Genomic DNA, 25,875 nt, shown 5'->3' on the forward strand with positions numbered 1-25,875 from the left:
TCGACACTTATATAGAGATATTTTACCATATTAATTGTAGTATTACTATCTCATTTTAATCATTTTCCAATTTGTAATGTTCACAACTTAACTTGCAGATGTGAAATATATTTACTTATATTATCCTAAAAAAGTAGTATTAAACTTAAAATTTTATTTTTTTTATGTCTTAACTGTATATGTTTAGGGTATATATCTTAAAGAAAAATTTATCAAATAGTACTTGTATGTATAAATTTTCTCAGTTTTTTGTTACTATATTAGTATTGAATAAAGATGGAGGAACAATTCGCAATGAAGAATTTATTATTTTGGATTTATATCGTTGCAGCAGTTATTCTAATTGCAGTAGGTTATACATTCTGGGAAACACGTGTAACTGACTCTGATGCTAGAGAAAAAGCAATCTCTGAGCAAAGCGGTAAAGATTACTATGCTGAACAAGATAACACGACGAAAAAAGAAGTAAAAAAAGATACAAGCAAGAAACCGAACACAAATCTATTCAAAAATAAAACTTTCCAGTCTATCTATAACAATGCAGTTAAAGATAAGAAAGTTATGAATATCACGCTGGTTTCTACACCGTATCAAACTTCTGACGAGAACACGACCGTCAAAGATGAATTAGCATATGCTTCTGATGATCATATTAAAGTGAATGAAGTAGAAGTATCTGGTTCTTCTTCAACAGTAAGTATCGATAAAATTAATAAAACGAAACCTGACTTAGTCATATTAGATGCATTAACTTTAAACGATTTCTCTGAAGATGTATCTTCAAACGATCACATCGCAACGGTTGAAAGTATCTATTCTGCAGCAGGTAACGATGATACGCCTGTCGTAATCATTGGTACAAGACCTGAATATAATGATTCTAATTTTGCTAAATATCAAAAAGCAGAAGCAGATTATTTCGGTAGTCAAAATAACGAATTTTTCTATGTGAATCAATCTAGTAAATGGCCGAATAATAAGGCAATTGAAGATTATTATAACGTAGATGATGGGTTATTGACAGATCGTGGTGTAGCAAGATGGGTAACATCAATTTCAGATTATTTATTTAATGATAAAGTTGAATAGTTAAAAAGCTTGTCTCCAATAATTTTGGAGACAAGCTTTTTTGTATTTAAAATAATCCCAGAAATTTCTTTTTCTTTTTCTTTACAGGTTTCTCAATTTTATCTTCTTTCTCTACTTCAATTGGACTGACATAACGAATCGTTTCACCCTTCAACACTTTTTGGGCATTTTCTTTATACTTATTAACGGCTTCATCGCCATATCTCTCGGCAATTGCTTCATACGCTTCATTCATATAATAGTTTCTAGATGTTACATTATGCGCATCACTCGCTACGATATGGATTAAACGATGATCCATCATCATTTCAGCACACTGCTTACTAAATTCACCTAATTGACCACATACTACACCTGCTGTAACTTGAGCTAGCGCACCAAGTTCTATAAGTTCAGCCAATTTATTTGGATTCTTCTGCAACTCAGCATTACGTTCAGGATGCGCAATAATTGGAATATATCCTTCTAAAGCCATCTTCGTAAATAATTGCTCTGTAAATATTGGTACTTCATGCGAAGGAAATTCAATTAACACATAAGGACTATCTTCAGATAAAGTTAAAGCCTGGCCATTTTTTAAATCTTCAACAACATCTCCATAAATTCTTACTTCCTGACTAGGATGTACTTTTACTGGTATACCTTCAGAAGCAATGATTGTATTCACTTCTTCTGTCAAAGCCTTAATTTTCGGACCAAAATTTTCGTATACACCAATTTTATGATGGGGTGTCGCTATAATATCAGTTATGCCTTCTGCATGTGCTGCTCTTGCCATATCAAGCATATCTTCCTTTGTTTGTGCACCATCATCGATGCTAAATAATATATGGTTATGAATATCAATCATTCTATTTCTCTCCTCGTCCTAAGTTCATTAAAATAATAGTATCAATTTGATAATAATTGTCAATTATTTTTTAACTATTTATTATTACGCTTAACTATCATTGTATTATAAAAGCTCTAAAAATAGGCACATATTGTCCTATTTTTAGAGCTGAAAATAAATATATTAACGTTTTTCTAATTCTTCTTTAAGAATTTTATTAACCATTTGCGGATTAGCTTGTCCTTTAGAAATCTTCATGATCTGACCAACTAAGAATCCTGTCGCTTTGCCTTTACCATTCTTAAAGTCTTCGATTGATTGTGGATTGTTATCTAAAGCTTCCGTAACGAATGCTTTTAATTGCTCAGGATCAGAAATTTGAACTAATCCTTGTTCTTCCATAATCACTTTCGGTGCTTTACCACTTTCAACCGTTTCGGCGAATACTTTCTTCGCAATTTTAGAAGAAATTGTACCGTCTGAAAGTAATTTAACCATTTCAGCTAAATTCTCTGGTGTTAATTTCGTATCATGTAAATCCTTTTGATTTTTGTTTAAATATTCATTTACGCCACCCATTAACCAGTTTGAAGAAAGTTTAGCATCTGCATCTAAAGCAATCATAGCTTCGAAGAAATCTGACATTTCTTTCGTTAATGTTAATACGTGTGCGTCATATGCAGGTAATCCGTATTCTGAAACATATTTCGCTTTACGTACATCGGGAAGTTCAGGAATAGAAGCACGCACGCGCTCTTTCCATGCTTCATCAATGAATAAAGGTACTAAATCCGGTTCAGGGAAGTAACGATAATCATCTGAACCTTCTTTAACACGCATCAGAATTGTTTTACCAGTAGATTCGTCAAAACGACGTGTTTCCTGAAGAATTTCTCCTCCATTTAGTAAAACTTCTTCCTGACGTTTCACTTCATGCTCTAACCCTTTTTTAACATAAGAGAATGAGTTTAAGTTTTTTAGCTCTGCTTTCGTACCAAACTTCTCTTGACCAACTGGACGAAGTGAAATGTTGGCATCACATCTTAGTGATCCTTCTTCCATACGTACGTCAGATACACCAGTGTATTGGATGATTGCTTTTAATTTCTCTAAGTAAGCATATGCCTCTTCTGGTGTACGGATATCTGGTTCAGATACGATTTCTACTAAAGGCGTTCCCTGACGGTTTAAATCGACTAATGAATAACCGTCTTTGTGGCTGAGTTTACCAGCATCTTCTTCCATATGAAGACGTGTAATACCGATACGTTTCGTTTCACCGTTGACTTCGATATCAATATATCCATTCTCACCAATCGGCTCATCAAATTGTGAGATTTGATAAGCTTTTGGATTATCTGGATAGAAGTAGTTTTTACGGTCGAATTTCGTAGATGTTCTAATATCCATGTTTAATGCCATAGCAGCTCTCATCGCCCAGTCTACAGCAGTTTTATTCACAACAGGTAATACACCTGGATATCCTAAGTCAATCACGTTAACATTTGTGTTCGGTTCTGCTCCGAAATGTGCAGGAGAAGCCGAAAACATTTTTGATTCTGTTTTAAGTTCTACATGGACCTCAAGTCCGATTACTGTTTCAAAATGCATAGTATATTCTCCTTATAATGATTGATAACGTTCAGACATATTAAATACTTGCTCGTAGTTATATGCAACGTTGTATAATGTTTTCTCATCGAACGGCTTACCGATTAACTGTAAACCAATTGGACGTCCATTTGCTTCTCCACAAGGTACTGAAATTGATGGTAATCCTGCTAAGTTAATTGGAATTGTTAAAATATCATTCGCATACATTGTTAAAGGATCATTGATTTGAGCACCGATATCAAATGCAACAGTTGGTGCAGTAGGTCCAACAATAACATCGTATGCTTCAAATACGCGTTCGAAGTCTTGTTTAATTAACGTGCGGACTTTTTGAGCTTTTTTATAATAAGCATCGTAGTAACCAGAACTTAAAGCATACGTCCCCAGCATAATACGACGTTTCACTTCATCGCCGAAACCTTCCTGACGCGTCTTTTTGTATAACTCTTCTAAGTTTTTAGCACCTTCTGCCTGAAAACCGTAGCGAATACCATCGAAACGTGCTAAGTTCGCTGAAGCTTCACTTGAAGAAAGAATATAATACGTTGCTACACCATATTTAGAATTTGGTAACGAAACTTCTGAAATTTCAGCACCCATTTTTTCTAGTTCTTTAATCGCATTCTGCACTGAAGTACGCACCTCTTCAGACACACCTTCACCTAAATATTCTTTAGGTACTGCAACGCGTAAACCTTTAATGTCCTTTTCAATATTAGAAGAAAAGTCAACATCTTCTACCGGCGCACTTGTAGAGTCCATATTGTCGTGTCCAGAGATAATTTCTAATACTTTTGCATTATCCTTAACATTTCTTGTAATCGGACCGATTTGATCTAGAGAAGATGCAAATGCAACTAAACCATAACGCGATACGCGACCATATGTTGGCTTCATACCGACAACACCACAGTATGACGCTGGCTGACGAATTGATCCACCAGTATCACTACCTAAAGAAAATGGTACTAGACTAGCTGCAACAGCAGCGGCAGATCCACCTGAAGAACCACCAGGTACTGCAGAATGATCAAACGGATTGACAGTTTTCTTATAGAATGAGTTTTCAGTTGATCCACCCATTGCAAATTCATCCATATTTAATTTTCCGACAACAATACCGTTTTCCGCATTTAACTTATTCATAACCGTCGCATTATATACAGGATTAAAACCTGTTAAAATTTTTGATGCACAAGTCGTTTCTAAATCTTTTGTCACGATGTTATCTTTAATCCCCATCGGAATACCGAATAGTTTGCCCGTAGGTTCCTGATTGTCCATCGCCTTCGCTTTATCCATAGCGACAGCTTCATCTAATGCTAAGAAAGAATTGATTGTTGCATCAGTTTGTTTAATATTTTTAAATGTTTCTTCAATTAATTCAGAAGGTTTTACTTTTTTCTCTTGAATCAATTTCGTTAAATTTTCTATAGATTCATATCTTAATGACATTTGTTATTCTCCTCCGTCTAAAATCGATGGTACTTTAAATTGACCCGCTTCAGTACTACGCGCATTCTTTAAGATTTCTTCTTGTGTTAAACTCTTTTCTGCAACATCTTCACGCAATACATTTTGAAGATCTAACACATGGAATGTTGGTTCAACATTGTCTGTATCAACCTCTTCTAATTGATCTGCAAAGTTAAGAATTGCTTCTAATTGAGAGCTGAACTTTGCTGCTTCTTCTTCAGTAATTTCAAGACGTGCTAAATGTGCAACGTGCTTTACCTGCTCGTTTGTTACTTTTGACATGAATGTATTCCTCCTGAACTTTATATCATCCTTAAATTTTATCAAATTTTTTAAGAAAAATCTAAAATTATTAAAAATTATCTATGAAAACGCTTTAAAAGGACTTATAATAAAGTGTACAAAATATTCTGATTTAATGTATTAAAGGGATAAAAGGTATAAAGGGGGATAATAATGTTTTTATTAGGTAATACGTTTCAAAACGTAAAAATCGAAGCAACATGGATGACATATGTCATGATTGCTGTCTACTTCCTGATATTGCTTGGCATCGGATATTACGCCTATAAGCAATCAACAAGCACACTAGATGAGTATATGCTTGGCGGTCGTAATCTTGGTGCTTTAGTTACAGCATTATCAGCAGGTGCTGCTGATATGAGTGGATGGATGTTAATGGGATTACCTGGATCAGTATACTCAGCAGGTATTTCAGCAGCATGGATTGCAATTGGATTAACGTTCGGTGCATGGCTTAACTACATATTAGTTGCACCACGTCTTCGCGTATACACAGAGCTTGCAGACAATGCAATTACTATTCCGGATTTCTTTGAAAAGCGTGTGAGTGATCATACACGTATCTTAAAAATTATTTCAGGTTTAGTAATCGTCGTGTTCTTCACATTATATACACATGCCGGAATGGTATCAGGTGGTGTATTATTTGAAAGTGCATTCGGATTAAATTATCATGTCGGATTAATTTTAACGGCAGGTATCGTTATTCTGTATACTTTGTTCGGTGGATATTTAGCAGTATCGTTAACTGACTTCTTCCAAGGTGTTATTATGTTAATCGCGTTAGTATTAGTACCAATCGTAGCGATTATGAAATTGAATGGTTTAGAAGTGTTTGACACTGTGGTTGAATTAAAACCAACAAACTTAGATATCTTCAAAGGAACGACAACTGTAGGAATCATTTCATTACTAGCATGGGGACTAGGATATTTTGGACAACCACATATTATCGTACGATTTATGTCAATTAAATCGCATAGAATGTTACCAGCAGCACGCCGTATCGGTATCTCATGGATGGCAACCTCACTAATCGGTGCTGTTGTAACTGGATTAGTAGGTATTGCTTTTATTCATGAATCTGGCACAAAATTAGATAATCCAGAAACAATTTTCGTTGTAATGAGTCAAGTACTCTTCCACCCGCTAATTGCTGGATTCTTCTTAGCAGCTATTTTAGCAGCAATTATGAGTACAATATCTTCTCAGCTACTTGTAACAAGTTCAGCATTAACACAAGACTTCTACATGTTATTTACGAAATCTAGCTTACAGGATACAAGTCGTGAGAAAGAATTCGTAATGGTAGGAAGAATTTCAGTATTTGTTGTAGCAGTCGTTGCCGGTGCGATTGCATGGAGCCCAAATGATACAATCTTAAACTTAGTCGGAAATGCATGGGCTGGATTCGGTGCTGCATTCGGGCCACTTGTATTGTTATCATTATACTGGAAAGGTTTAACAAAGCACGGTGCAATTACAGGCATGGTATTAGGATCAATTACAGTAATCTTCTGGATCTTCATGAAATCTCATGGCGGCATCTTCGAATATTATGAAATTATTCCTGGATTTATCATCAGCTTCGTTTCTACTGTATTAGTATCTCTGATGACACCAAAGCCAGAACAACGTATTATTGATGAATTTGATGAAATGAAACGTATTGTTAGAAGTTAATCATTATATTTTTATATGAAAGTGACCTCAGATTAATTTTGAGGTCACTTTTTCTTTTCGTAAGATGATATGGTGCGGAAGTGGCTTCAAATCTATTTTGAAGACACTTTCTCGTTATTTTTATCGCTGACTATTGAGGAAGTGACTTCAGATTTATTTTGAAGACACTTCCTCACTAATTTTCACTACCACCTTTAAGGAAGTGACCTCAAACCTTTTTTGAAGACACTTTCTCGTTATTTTTATCGCTGACTATTGAGGAAGTGACTTCAGATTTATTTTGAAGACACTTACTCAATAATTTTCACTACCACCTTTAAGGAAGTGACCTCAAATCTTTTTTGAAGACACTTACCCTTCCTAAATTCATTTCACACAAAAAAGCCATTCAATACAATTTCGCATTGAATGGCTTTTTTATAATTTACTGACGATATACATGAATTGTCGGTTCTTTATCACCTTTATTTTTCACGATTAACGCAAGTGGTTTATCGTTATCTACAATAGAGATTTCTAAATTATCGACTTGACTGAAATTCTTCATTGCTAAGTCTGCAATATATTGTGTAACCCCTACTACTTCTGCTTTACCAAAGTAATCAAGCGGCACATTAATATTCAATTCTTTAATCGAATCGTTTACAAAATAACCTGTTCCTATTGATTGTGTAAAGTTCGGAAAGTACGTTTGTAGCTGATCGTTAAATTGTTTATAATCATTATTTAATTTCTCATTTAATTTATCTGCATCAGCTGAAGGTAGCAATACATACTTCTCATTTACTGACTTCCATTTTCCAATCTTCTTACTGCTTTCCTCACTTACAGCGTAAGAGACAAAATTCCCTGGAGTAATACTTTCTGATGATGATTGTATAAAGATTGCAAATGTAATCGGAATATCTTTTAATTCCTGTTTCACACGTAAGCGAGATAGTATCTCATCTGCCATTGCTTTCCCTTTTTTCTCAACTTCTTTTTTATCTAAATTTTCACTATACACTTCACCATATGCTTCTTTTTGATAGTAGTAAACACTATTCATCGCAAGGCCGATTGTCATTCCGGAAATTTTCTTACGTTTTGCGTCTGATTCCGTAAAGAAGTCCTGTTCAATAATATGCGATAAATAAGCTGGCGATTCTTTTGCAATCTTCGTTGGATCTGTTTCACCTTTATGCGAAGGATTCAAACCGAAGTTGGCATACGCATTTTTTTCAATACGTTCATCCTTGTCCATCTTATCTATTTCAGCTTTTGTATATTGTGGTTCCAGATAACTTTCTACAGCACTTTTTGTCAGTAATTGGCCATCGCGATACAAATATTCATCAGGAGAAAAAACGTTCTTACTGATACGTAATAAACCTGTTTCAAATGCTTCTCCATTATAGCTGCTAGACATATTTGTACTTGTTAATCCACGTGCCTGACTTTCTTTAAACGGTAATAACGTTCTAAAATAGTCATTTGAAATTTGGATATCAGTAGCAATTTGCTTTTCTTCTTTTTCTTTATTCTGCTCATTCGTCGTCGTTTCAGAATTCGAACAACTTGCTAATATAAGTGTCGATAATACTAAATAGCCTAAACGTTTCATCTTTTTCTCCTAACTATTATTACTTAAGTGCTTCTATCATCATTGTTTCATTCCAGACTTCAATACCTAAAGTTTGTGCTTTTTCAAGCTTGCTTCCAGCGTCTTCACCTGCAATGACTAAATCTGTTTTCTTCGTTACAGAACTTGTCACTTTAGCACCCAGATTAGTAAGTGCTTTCGTTGCATCACCACGTGACATTATATTTAATTTACCTGTCAGTACAATGGTTTTATTACCGAATACCGGATGAATTTCGATATCTTCTTTTTTCTGTCCATTATACGTCATATTAACGCCACTCGCAGCCAGTTTATCGATTAAATTAATAATATCTTCATTTTGCAAATAAGTAACAAGTGACTGTGCCATTTTATGACCAATATCATCTATTTCAGTTAGCTCTTCTATTGTAGCAGATTTTAATCGATCCATCGTATGATATTCCTGTGCTAATATTTGACTTGCTTTAGCACCTAGATGACGAATGCCTAAACCGAATAATAATCGTTCAAGCGAATTGGATTTCGAAGCCTCTATTGCGCTGAGTAATTTATCTACTTTCTTCTCACCCATGCGTTCAAGCGGTAGAAGTTGTTCACGTGTTAAATTATAAATATCTGCAACATCATGAATAATACCTTCCTGATATAAGCTTTGTACAATGCGTTCACCAAGTCCATCGATATTCATCGCGGTTCTTGAAACGAAGTGTATGACTCCTTCTACAAGTTTCGCATCACATTTCGGATTAATACAACGTAATGCCACTTCTCCTTCAATACGTACAAGTTCATGACCACATGACGGACATTCTTCAGGCATGTGATAAGTTGTTGCACTTTCAGGTCTACGGTCAAGTACGACACGGACAACTTCAGGAATAATTTCACCAGCTTTGCGAATAACGACAGAATCTCCGATACGAATATCTTTTTCGTGAATCAGATCTTCATTATGAAGTGATGCACGTCCAACAGTCGTACCTGCAACATTAACGGGTTCTAAAATCGCAGTTGGCGTTACTACACCCGTCCTTCCGATAGATAGTTCAATATCGTTTAGGGTCGTTACAACTTCTTCTGCCGGAAATTTATATGCAATTGCCCATTTCGGTGATTTAGCGGTAAATCCTAATTCATCCTGTTTCGCTAAATTATTAACTTTAATAACGATACCATCAATATCATATGCTAAATTTTCACGTTTTTCTGTCCAGAGCTTTATATACTCAAAAACTTCCTGCATATCTTTACATAATCTGCGTTCAGGATTTGTCTTAAATCCAATTTCATCAAGCCGATCTAATGCTTCGCTTTGACTTGATGCATTGATCTCACGCAGATCATTCACACTGTATAAGAAGATATCAAGCTTACGTTTAGCGGCAAGCCTCGAATCAAGCTGACGTAATGAACCTGCAGCAGCATTTCGTGGATTTGCTGCCAATTGTTCACCATTTGCAGCGCGTTGTTCATTTAATGCGATAAATGATTTTTTCGGCATATAAGCTTCTCCACGTACTTCAAACGTTAACGGTTCTTTAATCGTTAATGGTATCGCATAGATTGTTCTTAAATTTTCAGTGATATTCTCACCGGTCGTTCCATCACCACGTGTTAATCCCTGAACAAAGACGCCATCCACATATTTTAGCGAAACAGCTAGTCCATCTATTTTTAGCTCTACCATATATTCTACGTTACCTACTTCATTTCTTACACGTGTATCAAATGCAATTAAATCCTCTTCGCTAAAAGCATTACCTAGACTTAACATCGGTGTATCATGATTTACTTTATCAAACTTAGATAAAGGTTCAGCTCCGACACGAACCGTTGGTGAATCCTGAGTTTTCAGTTCAGGATGCTTCTCTTCTATAGCAATTAATTCGTGTAATAACTTATCATATTCTGCATCCGGTACGGTTGGATTATCTAATACGTGATATTCATAATTATATCGATGTAAAAGTTGATGTAATTCCTGGACTCTTTTTTCCATTGGTTACTCCTTTTTTTCAATCGGTGCAAATTGACTTAATAGACGTTTCATACCAACTGATTTAAATATAATATCAAGTTCTGTTGAACCATTCTTTTCACTAACGTTACTTACTAAACCTTCTCCCCAGGCTTTATGCATAACTTTATCACCAACTTTATAGTCACTCGGTGCTGAATTTTGCTGAGTCGCTGTACTCGTCATACGTCTTGCGGGTCCTCGTTTCACACCTTTAGGGTACGTTGGTCTAGCCGGTGTATTTAAAATGTCGTCAGGAATTTCAGTAATAAATCTTGACTTTCTATTTGCCTGGGTTCTCCCAAATAAACTGCGCATATCTGCATGCGTTAAATAGAGATGTTCTTCAGCACGTGTAATTGCAACGTACATTAATCTACGTTCTTCTTCCATCTCACTGTCACTATTCAAGCTTCTTGAATGTGGGAAGATCGTTTCTTCAAGTCCTGCAATAAATACCACTTTAAACTCCAGACCTTTTGCTGAGTGCATCGTCATCAATGTAATACCTGCTTCTAAATCTGCATTATCAACATCTGCAACAAGTTGTAAGTCCGTCAGGAAATTAATCAGTGACTGTTCTTCGTCTGGTGTTTCTTTTTCATAATCTTTCGGTACACTCATAAACTCCTGAATATTTTCAATACGAGACTGAGATTCTAATGTGTTCTCTGCTTCTAACATACGCATATAACCTGTTTGTTCAAGTACTTCTTCCGCAAGTTCAGAAACAGACAAGAATTCCTGCTGTTTCATAATGTTATCTAACATATTATAGAACTGGACAAGCTTTTCAGTCGTCTTTTTCGGTAAACCGATAAAGTCAACTTCAGCTAAAGCATCAAAATAACTCAAACCATTATTCTCAGCATAGGCTACAATTTTATCTAATGCAGATGGTCCAATGCCTCGTTTAGGCGTATTAATAATACGTGTAAAACTAATATCTTCATTACTATTTGCGATTAATCTCAAATAACTTAAAATATCTTTAATCTCTTTTCTATCGTAGAATTTTGTTCCGCCAACCATCGTATAGTTAACATTTGATTTCATCAAAGTTTCTTCCAGTACACGAGATTGTGCATTCGTACGATATAGAATTGCCATATCTTTTAAAGCATAACCTTCACGCTTTTTCTTCAATATTTCAGATACAATATATTCTGCTTCAGAACGTTCTGACTGTGCTTTATAATAATTAATTTTAGAACCGTGATCATTATCTGTCCATAATGCTTTAGGCTTACGTTCTGTGTTATTTTTTATCACTTCATTGGCAGCAAATAATATATTTTTCGTTGAACGATAGTTTCGTTCTAAAAATATTGTCTTAGCATCTTTATAATCTTTTTCAAAACTTAAAATATTATAAATATCTGCACCACGCCACCCATAGATAGATTGATCTGAATCACCTACGACACATAAATTTTTAAACTTGTCAGCAAGCATCTTAACAAGCATATATTGCGCCCTATTTGTATCTTGATATTCATCGACGTGAATATATTGAAATTTATTCTGGTAATAATCTAATACATCCGGTACACGTTCAAATAGCTTTAATGTCATCATAATTAAATCATCAAAGTCGAGCGCATGGTTTTTAAGTAATTTCTCCTGATATTGTTTATACACTTTTGCAACCATGACACTCATAAAATCATTTGCATCCGCTTCAGCCTCATCAGGTGTTTTCAGTTCATTTTTTAAATTAGAAATCTCACCGACAAACATTCTTGGATCATATTTTTTCGGATCAATATTCTCTTTTTTCAGTATATCTTTTACGACCGAACGCTGATCAGTCGGATCAAGTATTGTAAAATTGCGTTCGATACCTATTCTATCGATATCTCGTCTTAAAATTCTCACACACATCGAGTGAAACGTTGAAATCCATATTACGTCTGATGCGTCGCCGATAATATTCTTCACACGCTCTTTCATCTCTTTGGCTGCTTTATTTGTGAATGTTATTGCTAATATTTTATAAGGTGATACATCTTTTTCATCGATTAAATAAGCAATGCGGTGTGTTAGAACACGTGTTTTACCGGAACCTGCTCCTGCCATGATAAGGAGTGGTCCTTCTGTCGTCTTCACTGCATTCTGTTGCTCTTCATTCATGTTCTTTAATAAATCATTCACAATATTAACCCCTAACCTTTACTGTTTGTAATGCACTTTTGATATCTGTATAAATTACATTTCCTACTACGATCGTATCTGCTACTTCGAACATCTCACGCGCTTTCTGTAATGAATCAATACCGCCTCCATAGATAAGTCGCGTTTGAATCAGTCTTTCTTTGGCTGCCTTAACCATACTGACATCTCCATATGTGCCACTATATTCGATATACATCGCTTTCAACCCATACAACTGCTCAATCATATCTGCATAAGCAGCAATATCGTCGTGATTTAAATCTGTATTACTACGCGTTAACTTCGCTACTTTACTTTCCGGATTTAACACTACATATCCTTCCATAGTAAATAAGTCATAATCCATCATATGCCCCATCTGTTTAATCGCTTCGTGTAGCATACCATTATGAAAATGAACGTTATCACTATTTAACACTGAAGGAATTAAATAATGATCAAATCCTGGAATCGCACTTTCGATATTTGAAATTTCTAATACACATGGTACAGGATAGCGGCGGACGCGACTCATTAAATCTAATACATTTTCCATCGTCACATTATCTGAGCCACCGATAAAAATTGCATCTGTACCCGATTCACAAATACGTTCTAAATCAATATCGCTGATTTCTTTTGCAGGATCTAACTTGAATACATGTTGCCAGTCTTGAATCTCGTACATAAGGTGTCTCCTTTTATAATAATAATGAATATTATATCATTTTTTTGTTATTTTTTAATGCAAAACGAAACATATGTTTGCATAAAAATAACACCTACTGTGAGGTGTTAATTTCTATTGTTGGTTGTTCTGTTAATGGTCGTTCTGTTATGGATTGTTCTATCGTAAGTTGTTCTGATATTGGTTGTTCTATGGTTAATATTTCTGATGTTGTGTCTTCAGTTGTTGGTTGTTCCGTTGTTGCTACTTTTCGAGAGATTTTTTTCGCAACCGGCTTTTTGTATACACCTAAATATTCTTCTAAAGTTTGACCAGAGCGGTATAACTTTGCTGCATGAACTTTCCCAACATAGCGAATATGCCAAGGTTCATAGCGGTAGCCGGTAATATGCGTTTTATCTTTGCCATAACGGATAATAAAGCCATATTTATGTGCATTTTCTTTTAACCAGTTTCCTTCGGGTGTTTGTCCAAACTGAATACTCATGTTAGCTACTGATTCGCGTGAACCGATATCATATGCAAGACCTGTCTGATGCTCTGATTGCCCAGGTTTGGCACTATATGATTCAGCAATTTGCTGACCATCTAATGCAACAAATTTATCGTACAATGCTTTCTGTGCTGCATAACTGCGATATGCACTACGTACAACAAGATGCATATTATCTTTTTGAGCATCCACGATCATCTTATTTAATATCTTTCTGACACTTTTATTTTCTCCAGGATTATATGTTGGTGGTAAACTAATTTTTTTATTTACAATAAGAATCCCGTTAATATATGTCACGCCATTTTTAACTTCTTTATTGTATTTTGGCACCTTTTTTTTCTGCAATGTTTCTTTTTTCTGTTGTACTACTTTATTTTTCTGTTGTGTATCTTTTGTGTCAGCAGCTTTTTCTTCGCTTTTTTCAGGCTTAACTATAGATTCCGGAAGACTACAGCTTGTAAGTAATAACACTGATGCTAATAATATTTTCTTCATTTGTTTCTCCTTAATATCGAACTACTTCAAACCAAGGTATTCTTCTAATGTTAATCCACTTGATTTGACTTTCTGAGCTGTGTCTTTACCTAAATATCTCAAATGCCAAGGTTCATATTGATAACCGGTAATATCTGCTTTCCCTTTCGGATATCTTATAATAAAACCATAATCCTGAGCATTTTCCTTTATCCATTTACCTTCAGCAGTATTTTCAAAAGAAACCTTAAAATCATCTATTCCGGCAGTATTGCCTAAATCAAAAGCCAGTCCTGTCTGATGTTCAGAATGCCCTGGACGCGCACTATACGTATCCGCTTTACTTTGACCGTCACGTGCTACATAATTGTTATATAATTCAGTTTGCGTCGCATAACTTCTAAATCCACTACGTAACACTAGGTTTAGACCTTGTGTGTTACCCTGCTGTATCAACTGATCAATCGCTTGTCTTGCTTCTTGTATTTCGCCTGGTGCGTATGACTCAGGTAAGGCAATATCTTTATTCACAATTAATATATTATCAATATAAGTTATACCATCTTTTACTTCTTTTTGATGTTTTTTATGGTCTGATGGTGTTGTAGTAGAACCATCAGAAGTAGTAGTCTCTTTTTCTGAAGACGTTTCAGTCTGCTGTGTTGAATGCTTATGTGTTTGTTGATTGATTTCACCTTGATTACAGGCAGCTAGTGAGATAGCTGACAAAGCAAGTAACGATTTTTTCATATTTTCTCCTCATTTCATTTACTATTATATGACAAAAAAAGTACTGAATCAATTATGACCCAGTACTTGGAAATTAAGATTTTGTTTCGATATTCATTCTGTCTAAAACCATCGTATAGGCATCGTTTCCCCATTGTAAAGAGCGTTTCACTCTTGAGATAGTAGCTGTTGATGCACCTGATTCTTTTTCAATTGCAGCGTATGTATATCCTTGTTTAATCATCTTAGCAACAAGTAGACGTTGTGATAAAGATTGAATTTCATTCACTGTGCAAAGATCATCAAAAAACTGATAACATTCTTCACGAGATTCCAGCGTTAGAATTGCATCGAACAATTCATCTAGTTGTTTCCCCTTAATTTTCTCGATTTGCAATATCAACACCCCTTAAACTTTAGTACTTATAGTTTAATGCATTACATTGTTAAAGTACAGCAATACAGTATATCACTCTATATCATTTAACAAAAAAACGTATAATATAATTTTATTCAAATTTTAAAAAAATGTAAATTACTTTTTAATTTAATATTGTTAAAAAAAGTTTAAAAGAACTAAAAAAAGAATCTCCGAAGAGATTCAAGAGATTCTTTTTTAAACGTTATTCTAATCCAGCACGTTTGAATAATGTATCGATTTGATTTAAATGATGATTTTCATTGAAACACTCATCTAATTCTTCTTTTGTTAATAAATCAGTAATCTTGCTATCCTGTTCAACTAACTCACGGAATGGTGTCTTCGTTGCCCATGATTCCATCGCTTTCGGTTGAACAGTATCATACGCTTCCTCACGTACCATACCTTTATCGATCAATGTTAACATTACACGTTGTGAATAGATTAAGCCGAAAGTTTTTTCCATGTTCGCTTTCATATTTTCTTCGTAAACTGTTAAGTTATCGATGATGTTCGTGAAACGATTTAACATGTAATCTAACGCAATTGTTACGTCTGGTAACATAATACGTTCAGCAGATGAATGTGAAATATCACGTTCGTGCCATAATGGTACGTTTTCATAAGCTGTTGTTAAGTAGCCACGAATGACACGCGCGATACCAGTAACGTTCTCTGAACCAATCGGATTACGTTTATGTGGCATTGCTGATGAACCTTTTTGACCTTTAGCGAATGCTTCTTCAACTTCACGCGTTTCAGTCTTTTGAAGCCCACGTACTTCAACAGCAAACTTTTCGATTGATGTAGCAATTAAACTTAATGTTGCAATGTAGTATGCATGACGGTCACGTTGTAATGTCTGTGTAGAGATTTCAGCACATCCTAATCCTAATTTCTCACATACGTAAGCTTCAATTTCAGGTGGGATGTTCGCAAATGTTCCAACAGCACCACTCATCTTACCTACTTCGATTTCTTTACGCACTTCTTTAAAACGTTTTAAGTTACGTTGCATTTCCATGTACCATAATGCCATCTTTAAACCAAAAGTAGTAGGCTCTGCATGCACACCGTGTGTTCTACCCATCATTAAAGTTGTTTTATGCTTTAAAGCTTTTTGTTTTAATACTTCGATGAATTTCTCAAGATCTTCCTCAATAATATCATTTGCCTGCTTGATCATATAGCTTAATGCAGTATCAACAACGTCTGTACTTGTTAAGCCATAATGAACCCATTTCTTTTCTTCGCCTAATGTTTCAGAAACCTGGCGTGTAAATGCAACGACATCATGACGCGTTTCTAGTTCTATTTCTTTCGCACGTTCTACATCAACACGTGCATTTTGACGGATTAATTTAACATCTTCTTTCGGGATATATCCAAGCTCTGCCCAAGCTTCACTTGCCAAAATTTCAACTTCCAACCACGCTTCAAATCTGTTTTGCTCCGTCCAGATATTAGACATTACTTCTCTTGAATAACGTTCAATCATGAATAAATTCCTCCGTTTTTTAAAGTCAATAGTAGTATAACAAAAAAATCAAAATCCGTACATTATTATTTTGAGCACCAAAAAAGTTCGTAAAACGTAACAGCTAGTCATTTATTATATATATTTTACCATGTCCCATTCATATTTGCTTATAAAAACAGACTGAAACATGTGTTTCAGTCTGCCATTTCATTCATTCGGTTATCTTCTTGCCGGTAAAGATAATCTGTTCTTTATATACTTCGATTTCACCTTTGTCATTTTCCCTGAAAATCGGTTTCTGAAATCTTTTTACCGGCGTATATCCAGCTTCTTTCATACGTTCTAAACATTCAGCAATCGTCTCGTTATCTCTTACTTCAAATTTCATCTGCATCATACGCCTGTAATCGTTTACTTCTTACACCTTTCACCCAGAATCCACCATGGATATTCTTAGGTTCATATGCGATAATAAACGCTTTCGGATCAAGATTCTTTACTGTATCCATTAATTTTAATTCATATTTACGTGGTGTTAAGATTTGCATGACTAAACGTTCTCCGTCACGACCTTGTGCAGCATAATGCGTTACACCATAACCTAAGTCACGTAACGTACGAGGGATTTCTTTATCATATTCTGCTGTCGTAACATTGACAACAATATAACCTAAAGCTATCATCTCTTCAATTTTCATTCCGACAATAATCCCTACACCAAATCCTAGTGCATAAGCAATAATATTCTCGATTTTATCTAGACTGTTCATGACAAGTCCTAGTCCTACTACATAAATAATAACTTCCACTACTGATACGGCAGCTGCTAAATAACGATAACCTTTTAAAGTTAATATCATACGCATCGTTAAAAATGTGACATAAAAAATATTAATAATAAATATTAGTGCCACAACTGCCCATTGATTACTTAATATATCCATTTCAATCCTCCTGGCTTTATTACAAACACACTATACCATTTTTATTGAATAATTTCATGGACAGAAAATCGTGTAATCGGTAACATACGTTTATGTTGCGTTCTTAAATAATGCTGTTCTATTTTCTTAACAGCTTCAGCATCGATTGATTTGCCTTCTAAATAATCATCAATTTGCGTATATGTTACACCCAGTGCTACTTCATCTGGTAATTGTGGTTTATCTTCTTCAAGATCTGCAGTAGGTACCTTATTATAAAGATGCTCTGGACAATCAAGAAGTTGAAGCATTGATTTACCTTGACGTTTATTTAAGCCTGCAAGCGGAAAGATATCTGCGCCACCATCACCAAACTTCGTGTAAAAACCAGTAATACTTTCTGCTGCATGATCCGTACCGATAACAATACCACTATGAAATGCTGCGATAGAATATTGTGCTTTCATACGCTCACGTGCTTTTTCATTGCCTTTTTGAAAATCCGTTAAAGTAACTCCTTGTGCATTTAATGTCGCAATGCTCGCATCAACGGCATCTTTAATATTTATTGTATAAATTTTATCGGGATTGATATAATCAAGCGCATCCTGACAATCTTGTTCATCTTTTTGCACACCATAAGGTAGTCGAACAGCAACAAACTTCACATCTAATCCTTCACTTTGTAGTTCAGTTGCTGCAATTTGTGATAGTTTACCCCCTAAAGTAGAGTCTTGTCCGCCTGAAATGCCTAGTACTAGAGATTTGATAAATGGATTTTGTTTAACGTAGTCTTTTATGAAGTCTACGATAGCTCTATAAGTCTCTTCGGGATTAATCTCGGGCTGAACATAAAGTGACTTTATAATATCTTGTTGTAATGTCATTTATTTCACTTCTTTCACTTTTTTAGATACTTCATAAATTTCCTGATTTTTCTTTTCCCAACATAGCGTACTTAAATCTACAGGATATTCTTCAGGATTTAAATAGCGCGTTGTTTCTTCCCATAATAATGCCAGATTCTCTTTTAAATATTCACGTGACTGTTCTAAAGTAGGTACATCGTAGACTAACTTTCCATCAACAAAGATGTCTGCATGAAGATCTTTCGCTGTGAAATCATTGATCCATTTTTGTTTATATGTATGGATCGGATGGAACATTTTTAACGGCTTTTCTTTAGCTGGGTCTTCGAAATCTAATGTAATATAATCACCTTCAGATTTCTTCGTCTGATTATTTATAATACGATATACATTCTTTTTACCCGGTGTCGTTACTTTTTCAGCATTATTTGATATTTTAATACGATCTTCTAATTGCCCTGCTTTATTTTCAATAGCAACAAGTTTATAAACTGCACCTAATGCGGGTTGATCAAAGGCTGTAATTAATTTTGTACCGATACCCCAGGCAGTTATCTTTGCACCTTGTAACTTCAGATTAGTAATTGTTTCTTCATCTAAGTCATTTGATGCAAATATTTTTGCATCCGGGAATCCCGCTTCATCTAACATACGACGCGCTTCTTTTGACAAGTATGCTAAATCTCCGGAATCTAAGCGGATGCCGACAAAATTAATCTTATCACCTAATTCTTGTGCCACACGAATTGCGTTCGGGACGCCAGACTTTAACGTATGGAAGGTATCTACAAGGAAGACACAGTTTTTATGACGTTCTGCATATTTTTTAAACGCAATATATTCATCATCATACGCTTGTACCATCGCATGCGCATGAGTTCCTGACACTGGAATGCCGAATATCTTACCTGCACGAACGTTACTTGTTGAATCAAATCCAGCAATATATGCTGCACGCGTACCCCAAATTGCAGCATCCATTTCCTGCGCACGTCGTGTTCCAAATTCCATTACAATTTCATCACCAACAACTTGTTTAATACGACTTGCTTTCGTTGCAATAAGCACCTGGAAGTTCACAATATTTAATATTGCAGTCTCCAGCAACTGTGCTTGAATTAATGGTGCCTCTATACGTAATAATGGCTCGTTATTAAAGCAGATTTCCCCTTCCTGCATCGAACGGATATTACCTGTAAATCTTAAATCTTTTAAATAAGCGAGATAATCATCCTGATATCCTAAAGTCTTTAAATATTCCATATCCGTTTCAGAAAATTTGAATCCTTTAACGTAATTAATAACACGTTCCAAACCCGCAAACACTGCATAACCACCATCGAATGGCATACTTCTGAAATAAACATCAAAGACTGCTGTTTGCTCGTGGATACCATCGTTCCAGTAAGTTTCACCCATATTAATCTGGTATAAATCTGTATGTAACATTAGACTATCGTCAGCATAGTTGTACATTGCTTCATCTCCTCAACAATTTTATAATTATCTATTAATGATTTATTTTACACTTTGAACTGATATATTAAATTCATATTAACATACCGCTTACATTTAGGCATTGCCAACGCATTCTGATACAATCAAAAATAAGGAGGCCGTTATGTTTAAGAAAAATTTCATTATACTTACCATCATTGTATCAATTTCAGGTTTAACACAAGGTATGTTATTACCTCTTATCGCCATCATCTTTGAACGTGATGATGTCCCTAGTTTTATCAATGGATTACATGCATCATCTTTATATATCGGTGTTTTTTTAGCGTCATTATTTTTAGAAGGTCTGCTAAGAAAAGTAGGTTACAAAAATCTTGTCGTCATTGGCGCAATCATTATTGCAATATCGATGTCACTTTTTCCAGTGTATAAAGCAATGACATTCTGGTTTATATTACGACTGCTTGTTGGTGTCGGCGATAATATGCTCCACTTTGCTACACAATCATGGCTTACTGAAACAACACCAAAGCATAAACTCGGCCGTATCATCTCTTTTTATGGCTTAAGCTTTTCACTTGGCTTTATGGCAGGACCATTACTTGCTAAATTATACGAAGTACATACAAGCCTTCCGTTTCTATTAAGTGCCGTATTCACACTTACAGCGAGTGCTCTTGTATTTATGCTAAAAAATGAATTCCCAGAAGATAATCATTCAAAAATATCGTTTAAATCAACAACCATCAATTTTGGTAAAGTAATGAAAACGAGCTGGGTTGCATTCTTATTTCCGATGATGTACGGCATATTGGAAGCATGTCTCAATAGCAACTTCCCTGTTTATGCGATGAAGCAGGATATTCCTGTTAATCTGATTATTATTATCTTACCTGCGTTTAGTTTAGGCGCGATTATCTTTCAGGTACCCCTTGGTATGATTTCTGATAATATGAATCGTAATATCTTACTTACTATCGTGACTTTCATCGGTGCGCTGTTATTTATGATGTGCCAGATCTTCAGTCACTCAGGCTATGTGTTAGTCGGACTCTTTTTTATTACTGGTATCTTTGTCGGCTCAATGTATTCTTTAGGTGTAACATTTATGACGGAGATCACTCCAAAATATTTGTTACCTGCAGGGAATTTAATGTGTGGTCTCATATTCAGCATCGGCAGTATATTAGGTCCGATATTAGGAGGACTAGTGATTCAAATATCTCATAACACACAATTTTTTAGCTATATCGCTTTTATATTACTCGCAATAAGCTGCGCTACACTTTACGATTATAAAAAGCGACAACAACTACAAACAGATTAATCAAAAAGCTCAAATCGGGCTTTTTTTATTGTAGAATAGAAATAATAGGAATAAATAAAAGTGAGGTGACACAATTGTTATTCGAAAAAGCTAAATCATTTATAAAACAGATGGGCAATGAATTAAATATTGAAGAAGATACGATTAATAAAAGATTACTGTCAATTCAACAAGAAATCGAGCGTACCGGCTCTTATATACATACAACAGAAGAATTGACGTATGGTGCACGTCTTGCCTGGCGCAATAGTAATCGCTGTATCGGTCGCCTTATATGGGATAAGTTAAATGTCGTTGATATGCGCCATGTAGGAGATGAAAAAGACTATCTCACAGCACTTGAAACACATATCGAGCGTGCAACAAATAACGGAAAAATTATTCCGACGATCACAATCTTTAATCAGCAGGCTAACATTAACTTCGAACTGCTAAACGATCAGCTTATTCGATATGCTGATGATCCAATTGTTAGTGATACAAAAAAATTAATCGAACATACCGGTTATAAACATTTCGGAAAATTTCTACCGTTACTCTATCGCTATAATAATCAATACAAAACATATGATATTCATCCCGACCTTATAAAAGAAGTACGTATTGAACATCCTGATTTCCCGAAGTTTAATGCGCTAGACCTCCATTGGTATGCTGTACCGATTATATCCGGCATGGATTTATCTATCGGCGGTATTACTTACCCATTGTGTCCTTTTAATGGCTGGTATATGGAAAGTGAGATTGCAAGTCGTAATTTTCTAGATGATTATCGTTATAACTTACTGGAGCCTATCGCCCGCAGTATGGATTTAGATATAAGCAGAACGACGAGTTACTGGCGAGATAAAGTCGTCGTTGAGTTAAACTATGCAGTTTATCACTCATATAAACAGCAAGGCTATTCCATCGTTGATCATTACAACGCCAGCAGACAATTTCTAAAATTTGAAGAGAATGAAGCGGAAAATAATAGAAAAGTAACCGGAGACTGGACGTGGCTTATTCCGCCGATTTCTCCTTCTCTTGTTCATAATTGGCACAAAGGTTACGACAATACTTATCACGAACCGAATTTTTATTATAAAAAGAAAAAAGCAACGTGTCCGTTTCATTAGGACACGTTGCTTTTATAATTCACCCATTGATTCATCTTTAGCTATCGTTTCTGCATAAAAATCATCTACTTCTATCTTTTTAATCTTCTTTAAGTTTTTATTTTGCATACACACGACATTTTTCGCAGCACCTATTTTAATAGTACACGTATTATCTTCACTGAATTGATTATCGATGATATAGATATCTTTATTCTTCTTACCATCGTAACTCTGAAACAATATTGCGTATTTATCATTGATAGAGTGAAAATGATTGTTACGTATAACAGTCATTTCCCCCGCTTGCGCACCATGGTCTCTCCCGTATAAATCAAGTGAATATTTCCCCTTCTTCGTTGCTAAATAACGTATACCACCATTACAGTCATTAAAGGTATTATCATATACATGCAATACTTTTGATTTTAGGAAAGTAAGTGCATAATCTCCCATCTTGTCAAAAGTATTATTTTTTACAGTGATATTCTCATAATAAATTTCATATGTGCTGGCATGACTACCAATCGCTCTGTTCCAAGGTTTCATCATCGGTTCATTAGAATTACCGAAATAACAACCTTCAATGATGACATTCTTTGTCACTGTGCCATCATATTCACCGAACTTTGGGAAAGAGTCTTTCAGTTGTAGATCTAGTTGAATCGCTTCACTAAAAGCACGTTCTCCACTATCATCTCGAAACCCGAGGAACTTACATCCCGTCACTTTAAAACCGTCGATACCACACGCATCAATCGCATGCCCTTGTACAACATTTTTAAAGGTTACATCTTTAATTTCAATTTCACGCGCATGACCAAGCGACATAATACTATTATTAAAATTTAGGACATGACCATATTGATCAAACGTTCCACCTTCAATCTTAATATAGCCATTACCATCGTATCCTTTATATCCTTCACTTTTCTTACCGTTTTTAAGCATTGCAAAAGGACTCATACGACGCAATATGGCATCAGGATGCAAATGTAAATAAGTGTGTGCATAAATCACTAATTCTTTACCGATGTAATATGTCCCTTCCGGAATATATACTTCTACAGGCTCTTTTTTTGCCTGATTAAGTGCACGCTGTAAGCCAATCGTATCAAAAAGAACATGGCGACCTTTCGCACCAAAATCTTTAATATTAATCTTTTTCATCTATAACACCTTCAAATCATTTATAATGTAATTACGATTATACCCTGTTTTAATCAGCTGTATACTCTAAATTTAAAACTTACGTTTAAAGGAGCGCTGAAGATGAGTGAAGCTTTATTAATTATTGATTATTCTAATGACTTTGTAGCACTTGACGGCAAACTGACGTGCGGAGAACCTGCGATTGCACTTGAAGATGCAATGGTTAAAAAATGGAACGACTATAAAGATAACAATAAACCGATTTTTGTATTGATGGATCTACATTTTGAAAATGATACTTACCATCCTGAAACAAAATTATTCCCACCGCACAATATTAAAGATACGGATGGCAGACATCTTTATGGTAAGTTGCACGAACTCTATTTGCGTGATAAAGATGATAACAACGTATTCTGGATTGATAAAATGCGATATAGTGCGTTTAGTGGTACACCTTTATTACAACTTTTACGCGAAAGAAATATAAAAAAGATCGAACTTACTGGAGTATGCACTGATATTTGCGTACTTCATACAGCAGTCGAAGGTTATAATTTAGGCTTTGAAATGTCAGTCGATGAACGCGCGGTTGCTTCATTCAATGATGAAGGTCATCGTTATGCACTCCAACACTTCAAGAACGTATTAGGCATGACTGTAGAAGAGATTAATTAATCATGATAAAATAGATAAGAATAATACTAAAAGGAGACTATTATGAAAATTTTAACTTTCGGACATAAAAACCCAGATACAGACACAGTAACATCAGCTTTAGTAATGGAAGATTTACAAAAAGCTTTAGGAAAAGACATTGAAGCAGTTCGTTTAGGTGACTTAAATGGCGAAACAGAATATGCTTTAAAACACTTCAATGTAAATGCCCCACGTGTAATCGAACGTTTACATGGTGAAGATGTTATCTTAGTCGACCATAACGAGTTTCAACAGTCAGCTGACGGCATTGAAGATGCGAATATCTTAATGGTAGTAGATCATCACCGTATTGCTAACTTTGAAACAGCAGGACCTTTATACTACCGTGCAGAACCAGTTGGTTGTACAGCAACGATCTTAAACAAGATGTATAAAGAACATGGTATTGAAATTAAACCTGAAATTGCAGGTTTAATGGTATCTGCTATTATTTCAGATTCATTATTATTTAAATCTCCAACTTGTACAGATGAAGATGTTAAAGCTGCTGAAGAATTAGCTGCTATTGCTAACGTTGATATTCAATCTTACGGATTAGATATGTTAAAAGCTGGTGCAAAGACTGCTGATAAGACAGCTGAAGAATTATTAAACATCGATGCTAAATCATTCTCTATGGGTGAGCACGAAGTTCGTGTCGCGCAAGTGAATACTGTTGATATCGATGAAGTATTAAGCCGTCAGGAAGAATTAGAAAATGCTATCAATGCTGAAACAGCACAAGAAGGATATGCATTATTTGTACTTGTTGTTACTGATATCTTAAATTCTAACTCTAAAGTGTTAGCATTAGGACAACAACAAGCAGCAGTTGAAAAAGCATTCAATGTAGTATTAGATAAAAACACAGCTGTACTTGAAGGTGTTGTATCTCGTAAGAAACAAGTTGTTCCTCAACTTACAGATGTATTATCATAAATAGAAGAGGTGTTTGTCATGGAAATTATTCAAGGAAATAATAAATTTTATATTGGTGATGAAGCACAACCAGAAGCAGAAATCACTTTTAAGCCTTCAGGACAAGACACAATCGTAATCGACCACACATATACAGATCCAAAATTACGTGGTCAAGGTATCGCTAAAGCATTAGTATTAAAAGTTACAGATTATGCTAAGGCAAATAATTTAAAGATTATTCCTTTATGTTCATATGCACGTATCGTTATGGAACGTGACGATGCCTTAAGACAACTGATTAAATAACAAAAAGAGACGCGGGGTGCGTCTCTTTTTGTTATATTTGAAAGAATGAAAAAATGGTATG

General features: G+C 35.1%; 24 protein-coding genes. 7 read left to right on the top strand and 17 right to left on the bottom strand.

The window, feature by feature from the left end:
• Window positions 1-294: 294 nt before the first annotated feature.
• Window positions 295-1,089 carry a hypothetical protein gene (locus BFS35_RS09785; protein WP_099581034.1) on the top strand — a complete coding sequence of 265 codons (795 nt, stop codon included), beginning with the start codon at window positions 295-297 and terminating at the stop codon, window positions 1,087-1,089.
• 46 nt (window positions 1,090-1,135) lie between these two features.
• On the opposite strand, the gene BFS35_RS09790 is transcribed toward BFS35_RS09785, so the two are convergent.
• From BFS35_RS09790 to gatC, 4 genes are all read right to left on the bottom strand, one after another.
• Window positions 1,136-1,939, bottom strand: coding sequence for a tyrosine-protein phosphatase (locus BFS35_RS09790; protein ID WP_099581032.1), 804 nt, complete (start codon window positions 1,937-1,939; stop codon window positions 1,136-1,138).
• Window positions 1,940-2,104: 165 nt separating this feature from the next.
• Window positions 2,105-3,532, bottom strand: coding sequence for an Asp-tRNA(Asn)/Glu-tRNA(Gln) amidotransferase subunit GatB (gene gatB, locus BFS35_RS09795; protein WP_099581030.1), 1,428 nt, complete (start codon window positions 3,530-3,532; stop codon window positions 2,105-2,107).
• Between the two features lie 12 nt (window positions 3,533-3,544).
• Complete coding sequence (gene gatA, locus BFS35_RS09800; protein ID WP_099581028.1) at window positions 3,545-4,990, bottom strand: Asp-tRNA(Asn)/Glu-tRNA(Gln) amidotransferase subunit GatA; 1,446 nt, start codon at window positions 4,988-4,990, stop codon at window positions 3,545-3,547.
• Window positions 4,991-4,993: 3 nt separating this feature from the next.
• Window positions 4,994-5,293 carry an Asp-tRNA(Asn)/Glu-tRNA(Gln) amidotransferase subunit GatC gene (gene gatC / locus BFS35_RS09805; protein WP_099581026.1) on the bottom strand — a complete coding sequence of 100 codons (300 nt, stop codon included), beginning with the start codon at window positions 5,291-5,293 and terminating at the stop codon, window positions 4,994-4,996.
• Between the two features lie 174 nt (window positions 5,294-5,467).
• On the opposite strand from gatC, the gene putP reads away from it, so the two are divergent.
• Entirely contained in the window at window positions 5,468-6,997 is a 1,530-nt protein-coding gene (putP, locus tag BFS35_RS09810) for a sodium/proline symporter PutP (protein WP_099581024.1), read from the top strand.
• Window positions 6,998-7,421: 424 nt separating this feature from the next.
• Here putP and BFS35_RS09815 read toward each other — a convergent pair whose 3' ends face one another.
• The 12 genes from BFS35_RS09815 to BFS35_RS09870 all read right to left on the bottom strand — a co-directional run bounded on the left by BFS35_RS09815 (window position 7,422) and on the right by BFS35_RS09870 (window position 20,330).
• Entirely contained in the window at window positions 7,422-8,600 is a 1,179-nt protein-coding gene (locus BFS35_RS09815; protein ID WP_099581023.1) for a CamS family sex pheromone protein, read from the bottom strand.
• Window positions 8,601-8,619: 19 nt separating this feature from the next.
• The gene (gene ligA / locus BFS35_RS09820) at window positions 8,620-10,602 is read right to left on the bottom strand and encodes an NAD-dependent DNA ligase LigA (protein WP_099581021.1); all 1,983 of its coding nucleotides are present in this window, start codon (window positions 10,600-10,602) and stop codon (window positions 8,620-8,622) included.
• A 3-nt stretch (window positions 10,603-10,605) separates the two neighbouring features.
• Entirely contained in the window at window positions 10,606-12,774 is a 2,169-nt protein-coding gene (gene pcrA, locus BFS35_RS09825) for a DNA helicase PcrA (protein WP_099581019.1), read from the bottom strand.
• 4 nt (window positions 12,775-12,778) lie between these two features.
• A complete protein-coding gene (gene pcrB / locus BFS35_RS09830) occupies window positions 12,779-13,462 on the bottom strand; it encodes a heptaprenylglyceryl phosphate synthase (protein WP_099581017.1) in 684 nt (227 codons plus the stop codon).
• Window positions 13,463-13,556: 94 nt separating this feature from the next.
• Window positions 13,557-14,453, bottom strand: a complete 897-nt coding sequence (locus BFS35_RS09835; RefSeq protein ID WP_099581015.1) for a M15 family metallopeptidase — start codon at window positions 14,451-14,453, stop codon at window positions 13,557-13,559.
• A gap of 21 nt (window positions 14,454-14,474) precedes the next feature.
• Window positions 14,475-15,182 (bottom strand): M15 family metallopeptidase, encoded by a 708-nt coding sequence (locus BFS35_RS09840; protein WP_099581013.1) that lies wholly within the window; start codon window positions 15,180-15,182, stop codon window positions 14,475-14,477.
• Between the two features lie 73 nt (window positions 15,183-15,255).
• Window positions 15,256-15,558 (bottom strand): YerC/YecD family TrpR-related protein, encoded by a 303-nt coding sequence (locus tag BFS35_RS09845; protein WP_099581011.1) that lies wholly within the window; start codon window positions 15,556-15,558, stop codon window positions 15,256-15,258.
• Between the two features lie 226 nt (window positions 15,559-15,784).
• Complete coding sequence (purB, locus tag BFS35_RS09850; RefSeq protein WP_099581010.1) at window positions 15,785-17,080, bottom strand: adenylosuccinate lyase; 1,296 nt, start codon at window positions 17,078-17,080, stop codon at window positions 15,785-15,787.
• Between the two features lie 193 nt (window positions 17,081-17,273).
• Window positions 17,274-17,450, bottom strand: a complete 177-nt coding sequence (locus BFS35_RS09855) for an NETI motif-containing protein (protein WP_099581008.1) — start codon at window positions 17,448-17,450, stop codon at window positions 17,274-17,276.
• The gene (locus tag BFS35_RS09860) at window positions 17,440-18,006 is read right to left on the bottom strand and encodes a DUF2179 domain-containing protein (protein WP_099581006.1); all 567 of its coding nucleotides are present in this window, start codon (window positions 18,004-18,006) and stop codon (window positions 17,440-17,442) included. The genes BFS35_RS09855 and BFS35_RS09860 overlap by 11 nt, the downstream gene beginning before the upstream one ends.
• 41 nt (window positions 18,007-18,047) lie before the next feature.
• The gene (gene nadE, locus BFS35_RS09865) at window positions 18,048-18,872 is read right to left on the bottom strand and encodes an ammonia-dependent NAD(+) synthetase (protein WP_099581004.1); all 825 of its coding nucleotides are present in this window, start codon (window positions 18,870-18,872) and stop codon (window positions 18,048-18,050) included.
• Window positions 18,873-20,330, bottom strand: coding sequence for a nicotinate phosphoribosyltransferase (locus tag BFS35_RS09870; RefSeq protein ID WP_099581002.1), 1,458 nt, complete (start codon window positions 20,328-20,330; stop codon window positions 18,873-18,875).
• A gap of 145 nt (window positions 20,331-20,475) precedes the next feature.
• Here BFS35_RS09870 and BFS35_RS09875 point away from each other — a divergent pair, with 145 nt between their 5' ends.
• Window positions 20,476-21,639, top strand: coding sequence for an MFS transporter (locus BFS35_RS09875; RefSeq protein WP_099581000.1), 1,164 nt, complete (start codon window positions 20,476-20,478; stop codon window positions 21,637-21,639).
• 74 nt (window positions 21,640-21,713) lie between these two features.
• Complete coding sequence (locus BFS35_RS09880; protein ID WP_099580998.1) at window positions 21,714-22,757, top strand: nitric oxide synthase oxygenase; 1,044 nt, start codon at window positions 21,714-21,716, stop codon at window positions 22,755-22,757.
• Between the two features lie 12 nt (window positions 22,758-22,769).
• On the opposite strand, the gene BFS35_RS09885 is transcribed toward BFS35_RS09880, so the two are convergent.
• A complete protein-coding gene (locus BFS35_RS09885; RefSeq protein ID WP_099580997.1) occupies window positions 22,770-23,906 on the bottom strand; it encodes a glycosyl hydrolase family 28-related protein in 1,137 nt (378 codons plus the stop codon).
• Window positions 23,907-24,008: 102 nt separating this feature from the next.
• On the opposite strand from BFS35_RS09885, the gene BFS35_RS09890 reads away from it, so the two are divergent.
• The 3 genes from BFS35_RS09890 to BFS35_RS09900 are packed head-to-tail and all read left to right on the top strand — an operon-like array spanning window position 24,009 to window position 25,814.
• Entirely contained in the window at window positions 24,009-24,566 is a 558-nt protein-coding gene (locus tag BFS35_RS09890) for a cysteine hydrolase family protein (protein WP_099580995.1), read from the top strand.
• A 39-nt stretch (window positions 24,567-24,605) separates the two neighbouring features.
• On the top strand, window positions 24,606-25,526 hold the full coding sequence (locus BFS35_RS09895) for a manganese-dependent inorganic pyrophosphatase (RefSeq protein ID WP_205757158.1): 921 nt from the start codon (window positions 24,606-24,608) through the stop codon (window positions 25,524-25,526).
• Between the two features lie 18 nt (window positions 25,527-25,544).
• Window positions 25,545-25,814 carry a GNAT family N-acetyltransferase gene (locus BFS35_RS09900; protein WP_099580991.1) on the top strand — a complete coding sequence of 90 codons (270 nt, stop codon included), beginning with the start codon at window positions 25,545-25,547 and terminating at the stop codon, window positions 25,812-25,814.
• The last annotated feature ends 61 nt before the right edge of the window (window positions 25,815-25,875 follow it).

It is taken from the genome of Macrococcoides goetzii (genome assembly GCF_002742385.2).
GTDB lineage: Bacteria > Bacillota > Bacilli > Staphylococcales > Staphylococcaceae > Macrococcoides > Macrococcoides goetzii.

Excerpts from the sequence above, each read along its gene's own strand:
- purB (WP_099581010.1), bottom strand. The coding sequence starts at position 17,080 with ATGATTGAACGTTATTCAAGAGAAGTAATGTCTAATATCTGGACGGAG.
- BFS35_RS09875 (WP_099581000.1), top strand. The coding sequence starts at position 20,476 with ATGTTTAAGAAAAATTTCATTATACTTACCATCATTGTATCAATTTCA.
- ligA (WP_099581021.1), bottom strand. The coding sequence starts at position 10,602 with ATGGAAAAAAGAGTCCAGGAATTACATCAACTTTTACATCGATATAAT.
- nadE (WP_099581004.1), bottom strand. The coding sequence starts at position 18,872 with ATGACATTACAACAAGATATTATAAAGTCACTTTATGTTCAGCCCGAG.
- BFS35_RS09890 (WP_099580995.1), top strand. The coding sequence starts at position 24,009 with ATGAGTGAAGCTTTATTAATTATTGATTATTCTAATGACTTTGTAGCA.
- gatC (WP_099581026.1), bottom strand. The coding sequence starts at position 5,293 with ATGTCAAAAGTAACAAACGAGCAGGTAAAGCACGTTGCACATTTAGCA.
- gatB (WP_099581030.1), bottom strand. The coding sequence starts at position 3,532 with ATGCATTTTGAAACAGTAATCGGACTTGAGGTCCATGTAGAACTTAAA.
- BFS35_RS09840 (WP_099581013.1), bottom strand. The coding sequence starts at position 15,182 with ATGAAAAAATCGTTACTTGCTTTGTCAGCTATCTCACTAGCTGCCTGT.
- BFS35_RS09835 (WP_099581015.1), bottom strand. The coding sequence starts at position 14,453 with ATGAAGAAAATATTATTAGCATCAGTGTTATTACTTACAAGCTGTAGT.
- BFS35_RS09860 (WP_099581006.1), bottom strand. The coding sequence starts at position 18,006 with ATGGATATATTAAGTAATCAATGGGCAGTTGTGGCACTAATATTTATT.
- BFS35_RS09900 (WP_099580991.1), top strand. The coding sequence starts at position 25,545 with ATGGAAATTATTCAAGGAAATAATAAATTTTATATTGGTGATGAAGCA.
- BFS35_RS09815 (WP_099581023.1), bottom strand. The coding sequence starts at position 8,600 with ATGAAACGTTTAGGCTATTTAGTATTATCGACACTTATATTAGCAAGT.
- BFS35_RS09885 (WP_099580997.1), bottom strand. The coding sequence starts at position 23,906 with ATGAAAAAGATTAATATTAAAGATTTTGGTGCGAAAGGTCGCCATGTT.
- BFS35_RS09790 (WP_099581032.1), bottom strand. The coding sequence starts at position 1,939 with ATGATTGATATTCATAACCATATATTATTTAGCATCGATGATGGTGCA.
- BFS35_RS09785 (WP_099581034.1), top strand. The coding sequence starts at position 295 with ATGAAGAATTTATTATTTTGGATTTATATCGTTGCAGCAGTTATTCTA.
- gatA (WP_099581028.1), bottom strand. The coding sequence starts at position 4,990 with ATGTCATTAAGATATGAATCTATAGAAAATTTAACGAAATTGATTCAA.
- putP (WP_099581024.1), top strand. The coding sequence starts at position 5,468 with ATGTTTTTATTAGGTAATACGTTTCAAAACGTAAAAATCGAAGCAACA.
- BFS35_RS09870 (WP_099581002.1), bottom strand. The coding sequence starts at position 20,330 with ATGTACAACTATGCTGACGATAGTCTAATGTTACATACAGATTTATAC.
- pcrB (WP_099581017.1), bottom strand. The coding sequence starts at position 13,462 with ATGTACGAGATTCAAGACTGGCAACATGTATTCAAGTTAGATCCTGCA.
- BFS35_RS09855 (WP_099581008.1), bottom strand. The coding sequence starts at position 17,450 with ATGAAATTTGAAGTAAGAGATAACGAGACGATTGCTGAATGTTTAGAA.